Source organism: Labrenzia sp. THAF187b (assembly GCF_009363375.1).
In the GTDB taxonomy this organism is placed as follows: domain Bacteria; phylum Pseudomonadota; class Alphaproteobacteria; order Rhizobiales; family Stappiaceae; genus Roseibium; species Roseibium algicola.
Map to the genome: position 1 here is coordinate 1263729 of NZ_CP045344.1, position 15352 is coordinate 1279080.

Below are 15352 nucleotides of genomic sequence, written 5' to 3' on the forward strand. Positions count from 1 at the left end.
CTGCTGCGCGGCTGAACGCCGGATCCGGTACAGAGCCTGCAGGCCCTGGATTATTCCTGAGGCCGGGACGCCTTTTCTTCCAGTCCGGTCTGTCCCGTACGGCTCGCAAGCTCCTTCATAACATCCCCGAGGGGGACATTGGAGACATTGAGAACCACCAACAAGTGATAAAGCACATCGGCGGCCTCGGCCGTCAATTCCTGCCGGTCCTTCTGAACGGCGGCTATCGCCGCCTCAACCGCTTCTTCCCCCAGCTTCTGGGCGCATTTGGCAACGCCCTTGTTGACGAGCTTGCGCGTATAGGACTTGTCGTCCGCGCTATTCGCACGTGCAGCAATAATGGCGTCCAGATCTTCCAAAGTGAAGTCGGTCATTCGGCTAGTTCCCTTGAGGCCGTTTCAGGCGTCGAGGCGCATCGGTACGCCGGCGTCGTTCATGTAGTGCTTGGCTTCCTGAATGGTGTATTCGCCAAAGTGGAAGATCGAGGCGGCCAGCACCGCAGTGGCATGGCCATCACGGATGCCTTCCACCATGTGGTCCAGGTTGCCGACACCGCCCGAGGCGATCACCGGCACCGGCACCGCATCGGCAATCGCCCGGGTGAGGGCGATATTGTAGCCGGACTTGGTGCCATCCCGGTCCATGGACGTGACCAGCAGTTCACCGGCGCCCAGTTCGACAACCTTCCTGGCGAACTCAACAGCATCGATGCCGGTGGCATTGCGGCCGCCATGGGTGAAGATCTCGAATTTTTCCGGTTCGCCCGGAGCGTTGACCTGCTTGGCATCGATGGAAACGACGATGCATTGCGCGCCGAATTTTTCCGCCGCCTCGCGCACGAAATCCGGATTGGTAACGGCCGCCGTGTTGATCGACACCTTGTCGGCTCCGGCAATCAGCAGCTTGCGAATGTCTTCCACCGTGCGCACGCCGCCACCGACGGTAACCGGCATGAAACAGGCCTCGGCGGTGCGCCGGACAACGTCATAGATCGTGTCCCGGCCCTCGTGACTGGCGGTGATGTCGAGAAAGCAGAGCTCGTCCGCCCCGGCCGCGTCATAGGCCTTGGCGGCTTCCACCGGATCACCGGCATCGACCAGATCCACGAAGTTGACGCCCTTGACGACACGGCCGTCCTTGACGTCGAGACAGGGAATGACACGGGCTTTCAAGGTCATGATGCTTTGCTCCGCGCGGCCAGGATCAATTCCATGGCTTCTTTCGGATCGAGACGGCCGTCGTAGAGCGCGCGGCCCGAGATTGCCCCTTCCAGGATGGCGCAGTCCGGCTCCAGCAGGCGGTGAATGTCGTCGATCGACGCAAGGCCGCCCGAGGCGATGACCGGAATGGAGACGGCACGGGCAAGTTCCAGCGTCGAGGGGATATTGAGACCCTTCAGGACGCCGTCACGATCGATATCGGTATAGATGATCGCCGCAACGCCTGCATCCTCGAACTGCCGGGCAAGATCGACGGCGGTAAGTTCGGACGTTTCCGCCCAGCCCTCGACGGCGACATAGCCGCCCTTGGCGTCGATGCCGACGGCGACCTTGCCGGGGAACTTGCGGCAGGCTTCCTTCACCAGGTCCGGATCACGCACGGCTACAGTGCCCAGGATGACGCGGCTGATGCCCTTGTCCAGCCAGGTTTCGATATGTTCCAGCGTCCTGATCCCGCCACCCAGCTGCACCGGGTTCTTCGTTGCCCCCAGAATGGCATCGACAGCCGCGCCGTTGACGCTCTCGCCGGCGAACGCGCCATTGAGATCGACCACATGGAGCCATTCGAAGCCCTGATCCTCGAACGCCCGGGCTTGCGCGCCCGGGTTGTCGTTGAACACGGTTGCCTGGTCCATGTCGCCCAGTTTCAGGCGAACGCACTGGCCATCCTTCAGATCGATGGCGGGAAAGAGGATCATGTCGCTTTAAATTCCTTCAACGATGACGATTTCGCCATCGGCTACTTTCTGGCGGATTTTCACCGCTTCCTGATATTCCGGCGAATTATAGCAATCAACCGCGTGCTGGAAGCTCGGAAATTCGATGATGACGTTGCGCGCCCGGCCCGGGCCTTCAATGGCATCGGTCTTGCCGCCGCGGGCAAGGAAATTGGCGCCGAACCGCTCGAAGGCGGGCTTTGCCGTTTCCACGTATGCCGGATATCCGTCGGCGTCATGCACGTCGACACGGGCGATCCAGTAACCTTTGCTCATGTTGGCCTCCCAGGCGCTTCTTGTTTAAGGGGTCCAGTCCAGGAAATTGGCGATCAGCTCCAGACCGAGCCGCTGGCTTTTTTCCGGGTGGAACTGGGTGCCGATCATGTTGTCCTTCGCCACCATGGCAGTGAAGGTGCCGGCATAATCGAACGTTGCCAGGCGGTCTTCCGCCTTGGCGCAGGCAAAGTGGAACGAGTGCACGAAATAGGCGTGCAGGCCATCCGGCCCCGTTTCCAGCCCCTTGAAAACCGGGTGGCTTTCCGGACTGACTTCGATCGTGTTCCAGCCCATGTGGGGGATTTTCAGCGTCTTGTCCGCCGGTTCCATGGCTGTAACGTCGCCTTCGACCCAACCTAGGCCTTCAACGGTCTCGAATTCCAGGCCGCGACTTGCCATCAGCTGCATGCCGACGCAGATACCGAAGAACGGCTTGCCGTCCTTGCGAACGACCTGTTCCAGGGCCTCGGGCATGCCTTCGACAGCCCACAGGCCGCGCTTGCAGTCGGCAAAGGCGCCGACACCCGGCAGCACGACACGGTCGGCCTTCAGCACCCTTTCGGGGTCGGACGTCACGATAACGTCGGGCGTGTGGGCGTGGGCGCGGGCCGCGCGCTCAAACGCCTTTTCGGCCGAGCGCAGGTTGCCCGAGCCGTAATCGATAATCGCAATTGTCATTGACGGGTCTCCGGACCGAGGGTCAGGCCCACCACCTGCTCGCTACCGATCCTCGGGATGATCGGTTGGGAGGCGGGGCGCTGTTGCCGGTCGATTTGAGGTCTGGGCGGCGACACTCGGTCAGCCGCCTTGTGGAGAAATCGGAGTTCGGCTTCGCTCTTGTTGTGCGCGTCGACGATGCCGACGACGCGCCAACCCTTGCGCTCCAGCGACCAGCGGCGCAGCGCCTGGGCCTCGAGGCCGAACAGGATGGAGGTGAAGAGGGCAACGACGGCCATGGCTTCCTGACTGACGGACAGCGCCAGCAACTCGATCACCAGCGTCGCGGCGAGATAGCCAAGCAGCACCAGCCACATGCGGTTGACCAGCAGCCAGATGACGGCAAACAGGAACGCAAGTGTCGAGAAGCCGTCCGGAACGAAGGCGAGCCTGTCGGTCTGGCGAGGATCGCCAGCCACGTCTTCGAATTCTGGCGGAGCCATCACAACATATGTGCTCATGCGCCGTTTCCTGCCCTAGCTGCCGAGCTGGCCCTTGGTGGTCGGAATGCGGTCTGCCTGCCGCGGATCGATCTCCACCGCCTTGCGCAAGGAGCGCGCAACCGCCTTGAAGCAGGTTTCGGCGATGTGATGGCAATTGGAGCCATAAAGGTTGGCAATATGAAGGGTTATCCCGGAATTCATCGCGAATGCCCGGAAAAACTCCTCGAACAGCTCCGTGTCGAATTCACCGATCTTGTCCCGGTCGAAGGTGACGTCCCAGACCAGGAAGGGACGGCCGGACACATCCAGCGCGCAGCGGGTCAGCGCTTCATCCATGGCAAGATGGGTATCGGCATAACGGGTGATGCCCGCCATGTCGCCCAGCGCTTCGGAAATTGCCTGGCCCAGCGCAATGCCGGTGTCCTCGACCGTGTGGTGAAAGTCGATATGAGTGTCGCCATCGGCACGGGCCTTGATGTCGATCAGCGAATGTCGCGACAATTGCTCCAGCATATGGTCGAAGAACCCGACGCCGGTCTGGACGTCGTATGCGCCCGTGCCGTCCAGGTTGATCTCGACCGCGATGCGGGTTTCCTTGGTGTCGCGCGATACACTCGCTGTGCGCATGTGCTGATGCCCCGTGGGTAATGGGAAAGAAGAACCGCGGTGTTGTAGCAGCCTGAACCGTCTAAGAAAATAGCGGTTTCATAGTGAAAGGGTTCTGCGGCCGGTCTATCTTGCAGACAGGCAAATCGGCATTCGTCTGCCGCCGCGTTCCTGAAATCCATTTTGGGGGAAATCCATCATGTACAAAAAAGCCATTTCAGAAGGCGGGATTGCCGTCGTTACCGGTGCTGCCAGTGGCGTAGGACTGGCCGCTGCCACCCGCTTCGCCCAGGCAGGACTGGGCGTCATTCTTGCCGATCTGCCCGGTCCGGCCCTTGAAGAGGCAACGGAAAAGGTGCGTGCCGCCGGTACGGTCGGTGTCGATATTTTCGCGGTTCCGACCGATGTCGGTGACATGGCGCAGGTGGAAGCCCTGGCCGAAAAGGCGTTTCAGACCGGGCCCGTTGCGGTCCTGATGAACAACGCCGGTATCAGCCTGCCGACCTCTGCCTGGGAGGGGTTCGACAACTGGGTCCGCCTGATGGACATCAATTTCTACGGTGTCCTGCGCGGTGTCCATGCCTTCACGCCGCGCCTGATCGAGGCTGCCCGCCCGGCGGTCATCGTCAACACCGGATCGAAGCAGGGCATCACGACGCCTCCGGGAAACCCCGGCTACAACACCACCAAGGCAGCCGTGAAAGTGCTCAGCGAACAGCTTGCCCATGAACTGCGGCAGGCCGGAGCGCCCATTTCGGTGCATCTGTTCGTTCCGGGGTTCACCTACACCGGCATGACCGCAAGCCACTTTCCGGAGAAGCCGGCCTCGGCCTGGACCAGCGAGCAGACCGTCGATCATTTCATCGAGCGGATGTCGGAGGGCGATTTCTACATCCTGTGCCCGGACAATGATGTCGACAGCACCAGAGACAATCGCCGGGCAGAATGGGCCATCGGCGATATCATTGAAAACCGGCCGCCGCTGTCGCGCTGGCATGACGACTACAAGGATGCCTTCGCGGAATTCGAGCGGACAGGCAAGGCGTAGTTCTGGGTAGTTCTGGCGCTGGGCGATCCTTGGTGCTATGGACTGGCACCTGCCCCAAAATTCGAGGATCTGCCCATGCCGACCAGCCCTTTCTCCCCGAAAACCGCTCTGGATCGCCTGATGCTGCCTGTCGACGTGCCGACGGTTGCCGAGGCCGAGAAGCTGGTGAAGCAGACTGAAGGCAAGGTCGGTGTCTACAAGATCGGCATGGAACTCCAGTTTGCCGGCGGGTTGGAATTCGCCCGTGACCTTGCGCGTGACGGCAAGAAGATCTTTCTGGACGTCAAACTGCACGATATCGACAACACCATCGAAAAGGCCGTACGCAACGTCGCCAAGATGGGCATGACCTTCATGACCCTCCACGGCTACCCGAAAACCATGCGCGCTGCCGTGAAAGGCCTGCGGGAAGAGGGCAATCCCGATCTGTGCCTTCTTGGAGTGACGGTGCTGACGTCCATGGACGAACAGGACCTGGTCGATGCAGGGTATCGCGGCCCGATTGCCGATGTGGTGGAAGCGCGGGCGAAGGACGCCCGGGTCGCCGGCATGGGCGGCATCGTCTGCGCCGCCACCGAAACCACAAAAATGCGGGCCATCCTTGGAGACGAGCTTGTGATCGTCACCCCCGGCATCCGCCCTGCCGGCAGCGACGCCGGAGACCAGCGCCGGGTGATGACCCCTGCGGACGCGATTCAGGCTGGTAGCGACTACCTGGTGGTCGGCCGCCCGATCAGCCGGGCCGAAGATCCGGGTGCGGCGGCCGATGCCGTTGTTGCCGAAATAGAAGAGGCGCTGAACCTGCCGCCGCTAGTCGATAACACCGGTCACCGGAAAGCCGCATCCTTCGGCAACTTTTCGATATGACGCGGTAAATCCGCTCAGGGAAGCGGTATAGATGAGGCCGCTCGGTCCGACGATATCGATCTGCCCGTTCCGTTGCATCGCCTGCAGGACGCGCTGAGTATCCTCAATCGGGAAATAGGTCTGGGCGACGGCGAAACCGTCTTCATCGAAATAGGCTTGGACCGTTGCCTGTGCGCTGTCGCCGTCATCAAAGACGAAATTGACCTTCTGGTCATTCTGAAGAACCGTCGCATGGCCGCGGACGGCACGTTCCGTCAGCTGGATACCGGGGAAGAAGTCCGGCGGCAATGCATCGCCGTTGGACGTCGCAAGGCCTACGGTGGGCAGGCCGTCGCCGCCGGTCCACATGGTGCAGTTGATACGAAAGTCTTCGCCCGTATCAAACGACTGAATCTCTACATTCCAGTCCTTGTAGGAAAAATACTGTTCCTTGGCCTGAACAGCGGAAGCGGCAAGCAGGCCGAGTCCGAGGCCGGTCAAAATTCTGAATGTCATCAAAAAGTCCCCGAAAAGGTAGGATGACGCTCACTCAACACCGAAAACCTTAAAATAAGTGACTGATGTCAGGCGTTTTTAGGCATCAACCTTGTCTGGTCCCACCTCCTCTCCTGAACCACGCGGACCGGGTTCCGCCATGCTTGCCCGGGATGACACAAGTGCTTGCCGGAACCGTTTCTTTCCCGTGGAAAGCAGGGGTAGCGGCCGGTTGACCAAGGCCAGAAAAAAACCACCGCCGAAGCGGTGGTCCAGTTTGCTACAATCACGTGATCTGAGGTCACGCTGCCTGGTTGTCTCCATTGGCCGCAGACCGAAGAACCATGCCATAGAGGTCACGCGGGTCGTCCGGATCAGCCAGCAGGTCGAGCTTCTCGAAGTGGCCGGTTCTGGGCAAAAGATCGCGGACATAGCGCAGGGCGGCAAAGTCCTCGATGGCAAAGCCGACGCTGTCGAACAGCGTAATCTGGTCCTGCGAAGTGCGGCCTTCGGCCTTGCCGGCGTAGACCTGCCAGAGTTCGGTAACCGGATGATCGCGGTCGAGCTGCTGGAATTCACCCTCGATATGAGTCTGATCCGGGAACTCGACAAAGATATCGGACCGCAGCAGGATGTCGCGATGCAGCTCGGTCTTGCCCGGGCAGTCGCCGCCGACCGCATTGATGTGCACGCCGGTGCCGACCATGTTGTCGGTCAGGATCGTCGCCGATTTCTTGTCCGCGGTTACGGTGGTGATGATCTGCGCGCCTTCGATCGCATCTTCCGGCGTCTTGCAGATGGTCACGTTCAACCCGGAATTGGCGAGGTTGCGGGCAAGGCGCAAGCTTGCGGCGCTATCGATGTCGTAGGCGCGGATGTCGGTGATCCCGAGCATGTCCTTGAAAGCCAGGCACTGGAAGTCGGACTGTGCGCCATTGCCGATGATCGCCATCGTGGTGGATCCCCTGGGTGCCAGGTATTTGGCGGCAAGCGCAGAGTTGGCTGCCGTGCGCAGGGCCGTCAGGATGGTCATCTCGGTGAACAGCACCGGATAGCCGGTCGTCAGGTTCGACAGAACACCGAAGCCGGTAACGGTCTGCAGACCATCACGGGTGTTGCCCGGGTGGCCATTGACATACTTGAAGCCGAAGGTCTTGCCGTCACTGGTCGGCATCAGCTCGATAACACCCTGAGGCGCATGCGCCGGAATACGCGGTTTCTTGTCGAAGCTTTCCCATCGCAGGAAATCCTGCTCGATATATTCGGCGATGCCGCGCATGAAGGTTTCGACGCCAATCGCGCGGACATTGCGCATCATGTTGTCGACGCTGACGAAGGGCACATAGGCCAGATCCGACGGCAGGAGATTGATGGGGCTGTTTGACATTGTTCGGTCCTCTAGAAGCTTCTTGTCGGCCGGTCGAAGACCCGGCGGCCAAACAGGCTGCCGGTCAGTTCGACCATCAGACGCGCGGTTTTTCCGCGTTCGTCCAGGAAGGGATTGAGCTCGACCAGGTCGAGAGAGGTGACGAGACCACTGTCATGCAGCATCTCCATCACCAGATGGGCTTCGCGGAAGGTCGCGCCGCCCGGAACGGTGGTGCCGACGGCCGGCGCGATTGACGGATCCAGAAAATCGACATCCAGGCTGACATGCAGAAGGCCGTTTTCAGCCCTTACGCGCTCCAGAAACGGCTTCAGAAGAGTGCCGATGCCTTCCTCGTCGATCCGGCGCATGTCGCTGACACCGACGCCGTGGCTGACCAGCAGGTTGCGCTCGGCATCATCGATCGAGCGAACGCCGAGGATCTCGACATTCTGCGGCTTCAAGGTGTGTTCCAGCGGGCTGCCGAGCAGATCGTCAAATCCGGGTAGACCGCACAGAAACGCGAGCGGCGTACCGTGAAGGTTGCCGCTGGCGGTGCTGTCCAGCGTGTGAAAATCCGAATGCGCATCGAGCCAAAGCACGAACAGCGGGCGCCCGAGTGCGGCTGCCGCCCTTGCCTGGCCCGAAACGGTGCCCGCCGCCATGGCGTGATCGCCGCCAAGATAGATCGGAAAACCCGGGCCTTCGCCAAGTTCCGTCGCCTTCTGGTGGAGCGCCCGGGTCCAGGCAACATAGGCGCGGTAATTCCGCAGTATCCTGTTGGGAGGGGTGAGGCTGCCAACCTCCGCCGGGCTCAGATTTCCGTGGTCGACGACCGAATGGCCGAGTTCCTGCAGCGTCTCCTGCAGGCCGGCGGTTCGATAGGCGTCCGGTCCCATGAGGCAGCCGCGCTGACCGGCGCCTTCATCCACCGGAGCTCCAACCAGCACAATCTGTTTCTCAACGACGTTCACGTCCTGCTCCGCCCCAAAATTCAACTGTCAAAAGTGTGCTGAAACGCCGCGGCGGAGTAAATCCGGACACTTGATCAAAAGAGCAGCCAGATTTATCATTTTGATAAGCTCAATTTATCGGAATGGAAAAATGGACGATCTGGATCTTCGATTGATCTCGCTTCTGCGCCATGACGGGCGAAGGTCAGTGTCCGAATTGGCAGGTGATCTGAAGGTCTCGCGCGCCACCGTGCGCTCTCGCATGGAGAAGCTGGTCGACACGGGAGAAATCCTGGGATTTACCGCCGTCCTGCGCGACGACTGGCGCGACCTGCCGATCCGCGCGGTGACGCTTGTGGTCGTAGACGGCCACAACACCGAACCGGTGATCCGCTCGCTCAGCGCCATGACGGAGGTTCGCGCGATCCATTCCACAAACGGCAAGTGGGATCTGGTACTGGACGTCGCCACGCGCGATCTTGCTGCCTTTGACGATGCACTCAATCGCATTCGCCTGATCGAGGGTATTACCGGTACGGAGACCAGCCTGCTTCTGACCACCCGCAAGGGACCGGCGGTTTCGGCCAGCGAATTCAAGGATGTTCTGAGGTAGGAACGCCAGTCCCGGTTTCTGTTCAGTCATTCCGGCCGAGTGCATCCGAAACTGGCATCAAGGCGCCAAAGATCTTGAAACGGATCGCAAATCGGGTCGATCCCCTGTTGTTCGCCGACTAAGATCGGAGCAGACTTCAAGTTCAGCATGAAGAAACCGCCATGACCAAAGCGCTCGACCTTACCAGCCTGACGTCCGAACCGACCCCGATCTCCATCGGCGAGGAGGCTGCGCAGAACTATGACGTTGTTCGCCGCACCCTGAAGCGGATCACCGAGGACTGGCGCGAGCAGCCCACGCTGGACCAGCTTGCCAGGGAAGCCGGTCTTCAACCCATCCAGCTGCAACGTGTGTTTTCGCGCTGGGCCGGACTGACACCGAAGCAGTTCCTGCAGGCAATCACGCTGGATCACGCCAAGGCGCTGCTGCGCGAGTCCGCCAGTGTTCTCGACGCCACCTACGAGGTGGGCCTGTCCGGATCCGGCCGACTGCACGACCTTTTCGTCACCCATGAAGCCATGACGCCTGGCGATTACCGCAATCGTGGCGCAGGTCTTTCAATTGCCTACGGCTTTCATCCATCCCCCTTCGGCCAGGTTCTGGTAATGGCCACCGACAAGGGTTTGGCCGGTCTGGGATTTGCCGATCCGGGCGAGGAAACCTCCGCCCTGGAAGACATGTGCGAGCGCTGGCCCGCAGCCGTTTTCGTCCAGGATCAGGAAGCGACGGCGCAATTTGCCCGGCGCGTCTTCGATCCGAAAAAGTGGCAAGAGGACCAGCCGCTCAACATCGTTATGATTGGTACCGATTTTGAAATCAGGGTCTGGCAAACCCTGCTGAAGATCCCGATGGGCAAGGCTACCACCTATTCCGACATCGCTGCCTGCCTCGGCAACCCGAAGGCATCCCGCGCTGTCGGCACCGCAGTCGGCCGCAACCCGCTCTCCTTCGTCGTCCCCTGCCACCGGGTGCTCGCCAAAGGCGGCAAACTCGGCGGCTACCACTGGGGCCTCACCCGCAAACGCGCCATCCTCGGCTGGGAAAGCGGCTTGTCCGGGCCGGTTCTGGAGTGTGTTTGAGGGGGAAAGAAACCCTCCGCCGTCATTCCGGACAAGCGCAGCATGGATGCGCGCAGATCCGGAATCCAGACATCAGCGTGAGCGAAGCGAAGCCCGCTTGAAAGAAAACGCGGATGCGCCTTCGGCGCGACATACGTCTGGATTCCGGATCTGCGTTCGGCTTGCCTCACTTGTCCGGAATGACAGCAGGATGCTTTTAAAACAGATGCTTTTAAAACACCGGCCCCTTCGGCATTGGATAATTGCCGGTGATTTCCCATCCGAATGCAGCGATGCGTTCGGCGGCCATGGGTGTGACGTCGCCGGTGATCAGGAAGTCGACGCCCGTTGGCGGGAAGGGCAAGGCGCCGAGGCCTTCGTGCATGGCGGAGAAGGTCTGCGCCACAGTCTGCGTCCAGGCCACATGATCGAAAGGCATGACGATGGCGGCAATGCCGTCACGGCGCAGGGCGACGGGGATGCCGGACACCAGCTTGATGTCTCCCAGCGGCGAAACCGTGCTGTTGTAGGTTTCCATGAGAACGACACGACGAAGCTGGAAATAGGCAAGATCCCGGCTGTCGGCATCGGCCGCCTTTTCGGCAATCAGGTAAAGGTCCTTCACACCGGGCATTGCCTGCATCTGATAGGCGATCGCGGCCTTTTCTGATGCCGTGTAGAACGGATTGCCCATAAGCTTAGCGTTCGTCACCTCCGGCACGCCCACGGCGCGTAGAACGCTGGAGGTGCGTTCCTGCAGCTCGGTCGGCGTGCTGTCGACGATGAGATTGCGGAAATTGTCTGCCTGCCGCGCGGCATTGACGATGATACCGCCGGGCAGGAGGCTTGTAATTGCGCTCACCGTCCAGTTGCCTGCCGTGGTCACACTGGCGGTTTCGTCGAGCTTTTCCGATAGCGGCCGGTAGAACGTATAGGGATCGACACCCACATCGACCGCAAGTTCGCGCCGGGCCTTGGCCTGGCCGGTGATCGACTTGGCAAGTTCCGCCGGAGATCCGCCCTTGCCGCTGACTGCGGCCTCGACACCCTTGGTGAGGCGGCCGAACATGCGGCCGACACCGGAAACGGTGTTCTTTGCGGTTCCCACAGGGTCGGTCACCGTGCTTTCGACAAACTCGACCGGCTTCATGGCCGCCTGCTTGAGGCCGTCGACGAAGCTGGCGTCGTTTTTCAGACTGTCGAGGGCAATCAGTACCTGGATTTCGTGCAGGCGCAGCTTGAGCATGCCGTCGCCTTCGATCTGCTCGACGCCGAGATCGGTCTGAACCTGGTAAATCCGCAGGAACCCGTCGCCGCGCACCGGCGAGAGTACCGCATAGCCGGGGCCGAGTTCCTTGCCGTCGAGAAGTGTGGCCGGATCCTGCTCCGGTGGCGTCTCATATTGTTCGGTGAGCGCGTTTGCAGGCACGCTCAAGAGCAGAGCGCCCAGGAAAGCGCCTGCGAGCTTTGGGCGACAGGTTTCAAAACCGAACATTCAGGGCCTCCTCGGGCAGAGGCCGGTGACGCCTCAGACCGGCGCCAGACCGCTGCGCGCCAGAACTTCACCAGCCAGATAGAGCGACCCGCAAATCAGAATCCGGGGCGGCTCGCCATCTTTTGCCGCACAAGCTGCCACATCTGCCAGCGCTGCGTCCAGTGATTGAAACGGGGTCGCTTCAAGTCCCGCACAGCGGGCAAGATCGGCCAGGTCTTCCGGCTCTCTTGCCGTGGGTGTGGTGGTGATCGGCACCGTGCCGACGTGGCGTGCCAGTCCGTGAAACGGACGGAAGAATCCGACGGGATCCTTTGTCGTCAGCATGCCGGACACGAGGTAGAGCGGCCGGGGTGAGCGCTCTTCCTGTTCGCCCATGAACTGGGCGATCGAAATACCCGCACCGGGATTGTGGCCACCATCGACCCAGACTTCCGACCCTTCCGGGCACAGGTCATGCAAAGGTCCGCTGGTGATCGGCTGCAGCCGTCCGGGCCAGTTGACTGTTTTCAGGCCGTGGGCAATCGTATCGCCATCCGGCAACATGCCCGCCGCCTTCAACGCCGCAATGGCGACAGCCGCATTGGAGAACTGGTGACGGCCACCAAGCACCGGCACAGGCAGGTCGATCAATTCGTCCTCGTCCTGAAACGCCATGCGGCCCTGGTCTTCCTGGGCTGCGAAATCCTGCCCGAACACTTCGATCGGCGCCTTGTTGCGCGCTGCCTGACGCGCAATCGTTGCCATGGCGCTGTCTTCCTGCGCAGCACAGATGACCGGCACGCCCGGCTTGATGATACCGGCCTTTTCGGCAGCAATCACCGACAGGTCGTCACCCAGAAACTTCTCGTGGTCCATCGAAACCTGGGTAATCACCGTGGCAAGCGGCCGGTCGATCACGTTGGTCGCGTCAAGACGGCCTCCGAGACCGACTTCAAGCAGCAGCACATCTGCGGGATTTTCCGCGAACAGGAGCAGGGCAGCAGCAGTGGTGATCTCGAAAAAGGTGATTTCCTCACCGCCATTGGCTTCTTCGCAGCGGTGCAGGGCTTCATAGAGGACCGGATCGGAGACGAATTGGCCATCCGAGCCGAGCCGAATGCGCTCGTTGAAGGAAACCAGATGCGGCGAGGTGTAGACGTGACAGCGTTTTCCGGAAGCTTCCAGGATCGCCCGCATGGTGGCGGTAACCGAGCCCTTGCCGTTGGTACCGGCGACGTGAATCACCGGCGGCAGGCGCTGTTCGGGATGCCCGAGCGCTTCCAGCAGGCGATACATGCGTCCGAGCGAGAGATCTATCTCCTTCGGATGCAGCGCCAGCAAACGGTCCAGAATTTTCGTGATTTGATCCAAGGCGCCCTCCGCAGGGTCCCTTTTTCCCGGTTGCGTTTGACTAACGCCTTTACGGGAAGGCCGCCCGCGAGACAAGCGGACAGCCCGGAAATGTCGTGTCAGGCCGCTTTCGCGACGTATTCGTGTAACGAAGCCACCTAGCTGGCAGCTTCCGCGCCCTTGGCAGGTTCTGCCGCCGTTTCGGCAGGCTTGGCTTCGGCTTCCGGTGCAGGGTCCTTGGGAGCCTCAAGCTTCGGCAGTTCGACTTCCCGCTTCATCAGGATACCGCAGATGCGTGCCAGTGTTTCCTTCATCTTCTGGCGCGGCACCACCATGTCGATCATGCCGTGGTCGAGAAGATATTCGGCAGTCTGGAAATCGTCCGGCAACTTTTCGCGCACGGTCTGTTCGATCACGCGGCGGCCTGCGAAGCCGATCTGGGCGCCCGGCTCGGCAATGTGCACGTCGCCAAGCATGGCGTAGGAGGCCGAGACGCCGCCCGTGGTCGGGTTGGTCAAGACGACGATATAGGGCAGTCCCGCTTCGCGCAGCATCTGCACACCGACCGTGGTGCGCGGCATCTGCATCAGCGACAGAATACCTTCCTGCATGCGCGCACCGCCGGAAGCGGCAAACATGACGAAAGGCGTCTTGTCCTCGACCGCTTTCAGCATGCCGGCAAGAATCGCTTCACCTGCGGCCATGCCGAGCGAGCCGGCGATGAAATCGAAGTTCTGCACGGCAATGGTCAACGGCATGCCGTTGACCTGGCCCTGGGCCACGATCACCGCTTCGTCTTCGCCGGATTTGGTGCGAGCTTCCTTCAGGCGGTCGGTATAGCGCTTGCTGTCGCGGAACTTGTGCGGATCGGCATGCACTTCCGGGGTATCAACCTCGGTGTATTTGCCGCCATCAAACAGGGCTTCAACGCGTTTGCGCGCCGGAAAGCGCATGTGATGACCGGAATTCGGGATAACCCAGAGATTGGCTTCCAGGTCCCGGTGAAACACCATTTCACCGGTTTCCGGACACTTGATCCATAGGTTTTCCGGAACTTCGCGCTTCTTCCAAAGATCACGGATCTTGGGGCGTACGATAGAATTGATCCAGTTCACGTCAAACGCGTCCCGCTACTCGAGTTACCATTGGACGGAGATATGGGGTCCGTCCGAAATCCTTCAATTCAGACCAGCCGATGGCTGACCAGTCAGGCTGTTCTTGACCGGGCGCATCCGGAGGCCAGGTCGGACACCAGGTCAACGACGGTCTGAACGGTTTTGTCGGTTGCCTTGCCGGCCTCATCGAGGCTGTCACGGATGGCATTGACCAGAACCGACCCGACCACGACACCGTCGGCATCCTTGCCGATTTCCGCTGCCTGGTCTGCGGTCTTCACGCCGAAACCGACGGCAACCGGCAGGTCCGTATGGCCCTTGATCCGCTTGACCGCGGTGGTCACGCGACCGGTATCGGCGATATTGGCGCCGGTAATGCCGGTCACGGAGACGTAATAAACGAAACCGGAGGTGTTGGCCAGAACGGCAGGCAGACGCTTGTCGTCAGTGGTGGGTGTTGCCAGGCGAATGAAATTGAGACCTGCTTCCAGGGCCGGAATGCAGAGTTCGTCATCTGCTTCTGCCGGAATATCGACAATGATGAAGCCGTCGACACCAGCGTCCTTGGCTACTTGCACGAAAACCTTCGGGTCCCGCACGTAGATCGGATTGTAATACCCCATCAGGATGATCGGCGTGTCCTGGTCCTGCTTGCGGAATTCACGAACCATGTCCAGGGTCTTGTCCATGGTGTGCCCCGCAGCCAGCGCACGCTGGTTGCCGAGCTGAATCGGGATGCCTTCGGCCATCGGGTCGGAAAACGGCATGCCGAGTTCGATAACGTCGGCACCTGCTGCCGGAAGGGCGTTCAGGAGGGCTTGCGAGGTCTGCAGATCCGGATCGCCTGCGGTGATAAAGGTGACCAAGGCCGGCCGGCCGGCATCCGCACAGGCTTTAAAACGGCGGTCGATACGCGTATCCGTCATTCACTGCTACCCTTTTTCGCGCCATCCGGGACCCTCCGGGGCGTTTCCGTTTCAGCGATGTACGGGGGCAGTGCGTGCAATGTCAATTGTCTCATGCAGATTCGGGGCGTTGAAACAGGCTCCGAACCCA

At 60.8% G+C, this 15352-nt stretch carries 18 protein-coding genes; 4 read left to right on the forward strand and 14 right to left on the reverse strand.

Annotated elements, in window-relative coordinates:
• Nucleotides 1-50: 50 nt before the first annotated feature.
• The 7 genes from FIV03_RS05790 to hisB are packed head-to-tail and all read right to left on the reverse strand — an operon-like array spanning nt 51 to nt 3999.
• Entirely contained in the window at nt 51-374 is a 324-nt protein-coding gene (locus FIV03_RS05790; RefSeq protein ID WP_023002418.1) for a phosphoribosyl-ATP diphosphatase, read from the reverse strand.
• Between the two features lie 24 nt (nt 375-398).
• Entirely contained in the window at nt 399-1178 is a 780-nt protein-coding gene (gene hisF, locus FIV03_RS05795; RefSeq protein ID WP_023002419.1) for an imidazole glycerol phosphate synthase subunit HisF, read from the reverse strand.
• Entirely contained in the window at nt 1175-1918 is a 744-nt protein-coding gene (hisA, locus tag FIV03_RS05800; RefSeq protein ID WP_062485950.1) for a 1-(5-phosphoribosyl)-5-[(5-phosphoribosylamino)methylideneamino]imidazole-4-carboxamide isomerase, read from the reverse strand. Before hisA ends, hisF begins: the two co-directional genes overlap by 4 nt.
• A 6-nt stretch (nt 1919-1924) precedes the next feature.
• Complete coding sequence (locus FIV03_RS05805; RefSeq protein ID WP_023002421.1) at nt 1925-2212, reverse strand: DUF1330 domain-containing protein; 288 nt, start codon at nt 2210-2212, stop codon at nt 1925-1927.
• 24 nt (nt 2213-2236) lie between these two features.
• Nucleotides 2237-2890 carry an imidazole glycerol phosphate synthase subunit HisH gene (gene hisH, locus FIV03_RS05810; RefSeq protein ID WP_152508973.1) on the reverse strand — a complete coding sequence of 218 codons (654 nt, stop codon included), beginning with the start codon at nt 2888-2890 and terminating at the stop codon, nt 2237-2239.
• A complete protein-coding gene (locus FIV03_RS05815; protein ID WP_031269963.1) occupies nt 2887-3390 on the reverse strand; it encodes a DUF2628 domain-containing protein in 504 nt (167 codons plus the stop codon). The genes hisH and FIV03_RS05815 overlap by 4 nt, the downstream gene beginning before the upstream one ends.
• Nucleotides 3391-3405: 15 nt before the next feature.
• A complete protein-coding gene (hisB, locus tag FIV03_RS05820; protein ID WP_023002424.1) occupies nt 3406-3999 on the reverse strand; it encodes an imidazoleglycerol-phosphate dehydratase HisB in 594 nt (197 codons plus the stop codon).
• A 178-nt stretch (nt 4000-4177) separates the two neighbouring features.
• On the opposite strand from hisB, the gene FIV03_RS05825 reads away from it, so the two are divergent.
• Together FIV03_RS05825 and pyrF are read left to right on the forward strand one after the other, a co-directional pair.
• Complete coding sequence (locus FIV03_RS05825; protein ID WP_152508974.1) at nt 4178-5026, forward strand: SDR family NAD(P)-dependent oxidoreductase; 849 nt, start codon at nt 4178-4180, stop codon at nt 5024-5026.
• A 75-nt stretch (nt 5027-5101) separates the two neighbouring features.
• A complete protein-coding gene (gene pyrF, locus FIV03_RS05830; RefSeq protein ID WP_152508975.1) occupies nt 5102-5893 on the forward strand; it encodes an orotidine-5'-phosphate decarboxylase in 792 nt (263 codons plus the stop codon).
• On the opposite strand, the gene FIV03_RS05835 is transcribed toward pyrF, so the two are convergent.
• From FIV03_RS05835 to rocF, 3 genes are all read right to left on the reverse strand, one after another.
• Nucleotides 5837-6388, reverse strand: a complete 552-nt coding sequence (locus FIV03_RS05835; protein ID WP_152508976.1) for a hypothetical protein — start codon at nt 6386-6388, stop codon at nt 5837-5839. The two genes, pyrF and FIV03_RS05835, sit on opposite strands and share 57 nt — an antisense overlap.
• A 280-nt stretch (nt 6389-6668) precedes the next feature.
• Complete coding sequence (locus tag FIV03_RS05840) at nt 6669-7754, reverse strand: ornithine cyclodeaminase (RefSeq protein ID WP_152508977.1); 1086 nt, start codon at nt 7752-7754, stop codon at nt 6669-6671.
• An 11-nt stretch (nt 7755-7765) separates the two neighbouring features.
• A complete protein-coding gene (gene rocF / locus FIV03_RS05845) occupies nt 7766-8632 on the reverse strand; it encodes an arginase (protein WP_286202300.1) in 867 nt (288 codons plus the stop codon).
• Between the two features lie 205 nt (nt 8633-8837).
• Here rocF and FIV03_RS05850 point away from each other — a divergent pair, with 205 nt between their 5' ends.
• Together FIV03_RS05850 and FIV03_RS05855 are read left to right on the forward strand one after the other, a co-directional pair.
• Complete coding sequence (locus FIV03_RS05850) at nt 8838-9299, forward strand: Lrp/AsnC family transcriptional regulator (protein ID WP_152508979.1); 462 nt, start codon at nt 8838-8840, stop codon at nt 9297-9299.
• 161 nt (nt 9300-9460) lie between these two features.
• Nucleotides 9461-10378 (forward strand): bifunctional helix-turn-helix domain-containing protein/methylated-DNA--[protein]-cysteine S-methyltransferase, encoded by a 918-nt coding sequence (locus FIV03_RS05855; RefSeq protein WP_152508980.1) that lies wholly within the window; start codon nt 9461-9463, stop codon nt 10376-10378.
• Nucleotides 10379-10589: 211 nt separating this feature from the next.
• Here the strand turns inward: FIV03_RS05855 and FIV03_RS05860 are convergent, their stop codons facing one another.
• The 4 genes from FIV03_RS05860 to trpA all read right to left on the reverse strand — a co-directional run bounded on the left by FIV03_RS05860 (nt 10590) and on the right by trpA (nt 15222).
• A complete protein-coding gene (locus FIV03_RS05860) occupies nt 10590-11852 on the reverse strand; it encodes a hypothetical protein (protein WP_152508981.1) in 1263 nt (420 codons plus the stop codon).
• A gap of 33 nt (nt 11853-11885) precedes the next feature.
• Nucleotides 11886-13202 carry a folylpolyglutamate synthase/dihydrofolate synthase family protein gene (locus FIV03_RS05865; RefSeq protein WP_152508982.1) on the reverse strand — a complete coding sequence of 439 codons (1317 nt, stop codon included), beginning with the start codon at nt 13200-13202 and terminating at the stop codon, nt 11886-11888.
• A gap of 137 nt (nt 13203-13339) precedes the next feature.
• A complete protein-coding gene (gene accD / locus FIV03_RS05870; RefSeq protein WP_152508983.1) occupies nt 13340-14296 on the reverse strand; it encodes an acetyl-CoA carboxylase, carboxyltransferase subunit beta in 957 nt (318 codons plus the stop codon).
• 92 nt (nt 14297-14388) lie between these two features.
• Entirely contained in the window at nt 14389-15222 is an 834-nt protein-coding gene (trpA, locus tag FIV03_RS05875; RefSeq protein WP_023002436.1) for a tryptophan synthase subunit alpha, read from the reverse strand.
• Between the last annotated feature and the right edge of the window lie 130 nt (nt 15223-15352).

Bases quoted from the DNA above. Each gene is read 5' to 3' on its own strand.
- FIV03_RS05790 (WP_023002418.1), bottom strand. From the start codon at position 374: ATGACCGACTTCACTTTGGAAGATCTGGACGCCATTATTGCTGCACGT.
- hisF (WP_023002419.1), bottom strand. From the start codon at position 1,178: ATGACCTTGAAAGCCCGTGTCATTCCCTGTCTCGACGTCAAGGACGGC.
- hisA (WP_062485950.1), bottom strand. From the start codon at position 1,918: ATGATCCTCTTTCCCGCCATCGATCTGAAGGATGGCCAGTGCGTTCGC.
- FIV03_RS05805 (WP_023002421.1), bottom strand. From the start codon at position 2,212: ATGAGCAAAGGTTACTGGATCGCCCGTGTCGACGTGCATGACGCCGAC.
- hisH (WP_152508973.1), bottom strand. From the start codon at position 2,890: ATGACAATTGCGATTATCGATTACGGCTCGGGCAACCTGCGCTCGGCC.
- FIV03_RS05815 (WP_031269963.1), bottom strand. From the start codon at position 3,390: ATGAGCACATATGTTGTGATGGCTCCGCCAGAATTCGAAGACGTGGCT.
- hisB (WP_023002424.1), bottom strand. From the start codon at position 3,999: ATGCGCACAGCGAGTGTATCGCGCGACACCAAGGAAACCCGCATCGCG.
- FIV03_RS05825 (WP_152508974.1), top strand. From the start codon at position 4,178: ATGTACAAAAAAGCCATTTCAGAAGGCGGGATTGCCGTCGTTACCGGT.
- pyrF (WP_152508975.1), top strand. From the start codon at position 5,102: ATGCCGACCAGCCCTTTCTCCCCGAAAACCGCTCTGGATCGCCTGATG.
- FIV03_RS05835 (WP_152508976.1), bottom strand. From the start codon at position 6,388: ATGACATTCAGAATTTTGACCGGCCTCGGACTCGGCCTGCTTGCCGCT.
- FIV03_RS05840 (WP_152508977.1), bottom strand. From the start codon at position 7,754: ATGTCAAACAGCCCCATCAATCTCCTGCCGTCGGATCTGGCCTATGTG.
- rocF (WP_286202300.1), bottom strand. From the start codon at position 8,632: ATGGGACCGGACGCCTATCGAACCGCCGGCCTGCAGGAGACGCTGCAG.
- FIV03_RS05850 (WP_152508979.1), top strand. From the start codon at position 8,838: ATGGACGATCTGGATCTTCGATTGATCTCGCTTCTGCGCCATGACGGG.
- FIV03_RS05855 (WP_152508980.1), top strand. From the start codon at position 9,461: ATGACCAAAGCGCTCGACCTTACCAGCCTGACGTCCGAACCGACCCCG.
- FIV03_RS05860 (WP_152508981.1), bottom strand. From the start codon at position 11,852: ATGTTCGGTTTTGAAACCTGTCGCCCAAAGCTCGCAGGCGCTTTCCTG.
- trpA (WP_023002436.1), bottom strand. From the start codon at position 15,222: ATGACGGATACGCGTATCGACCGCCGTTTTAAAGCCTGTGCGGATGCC.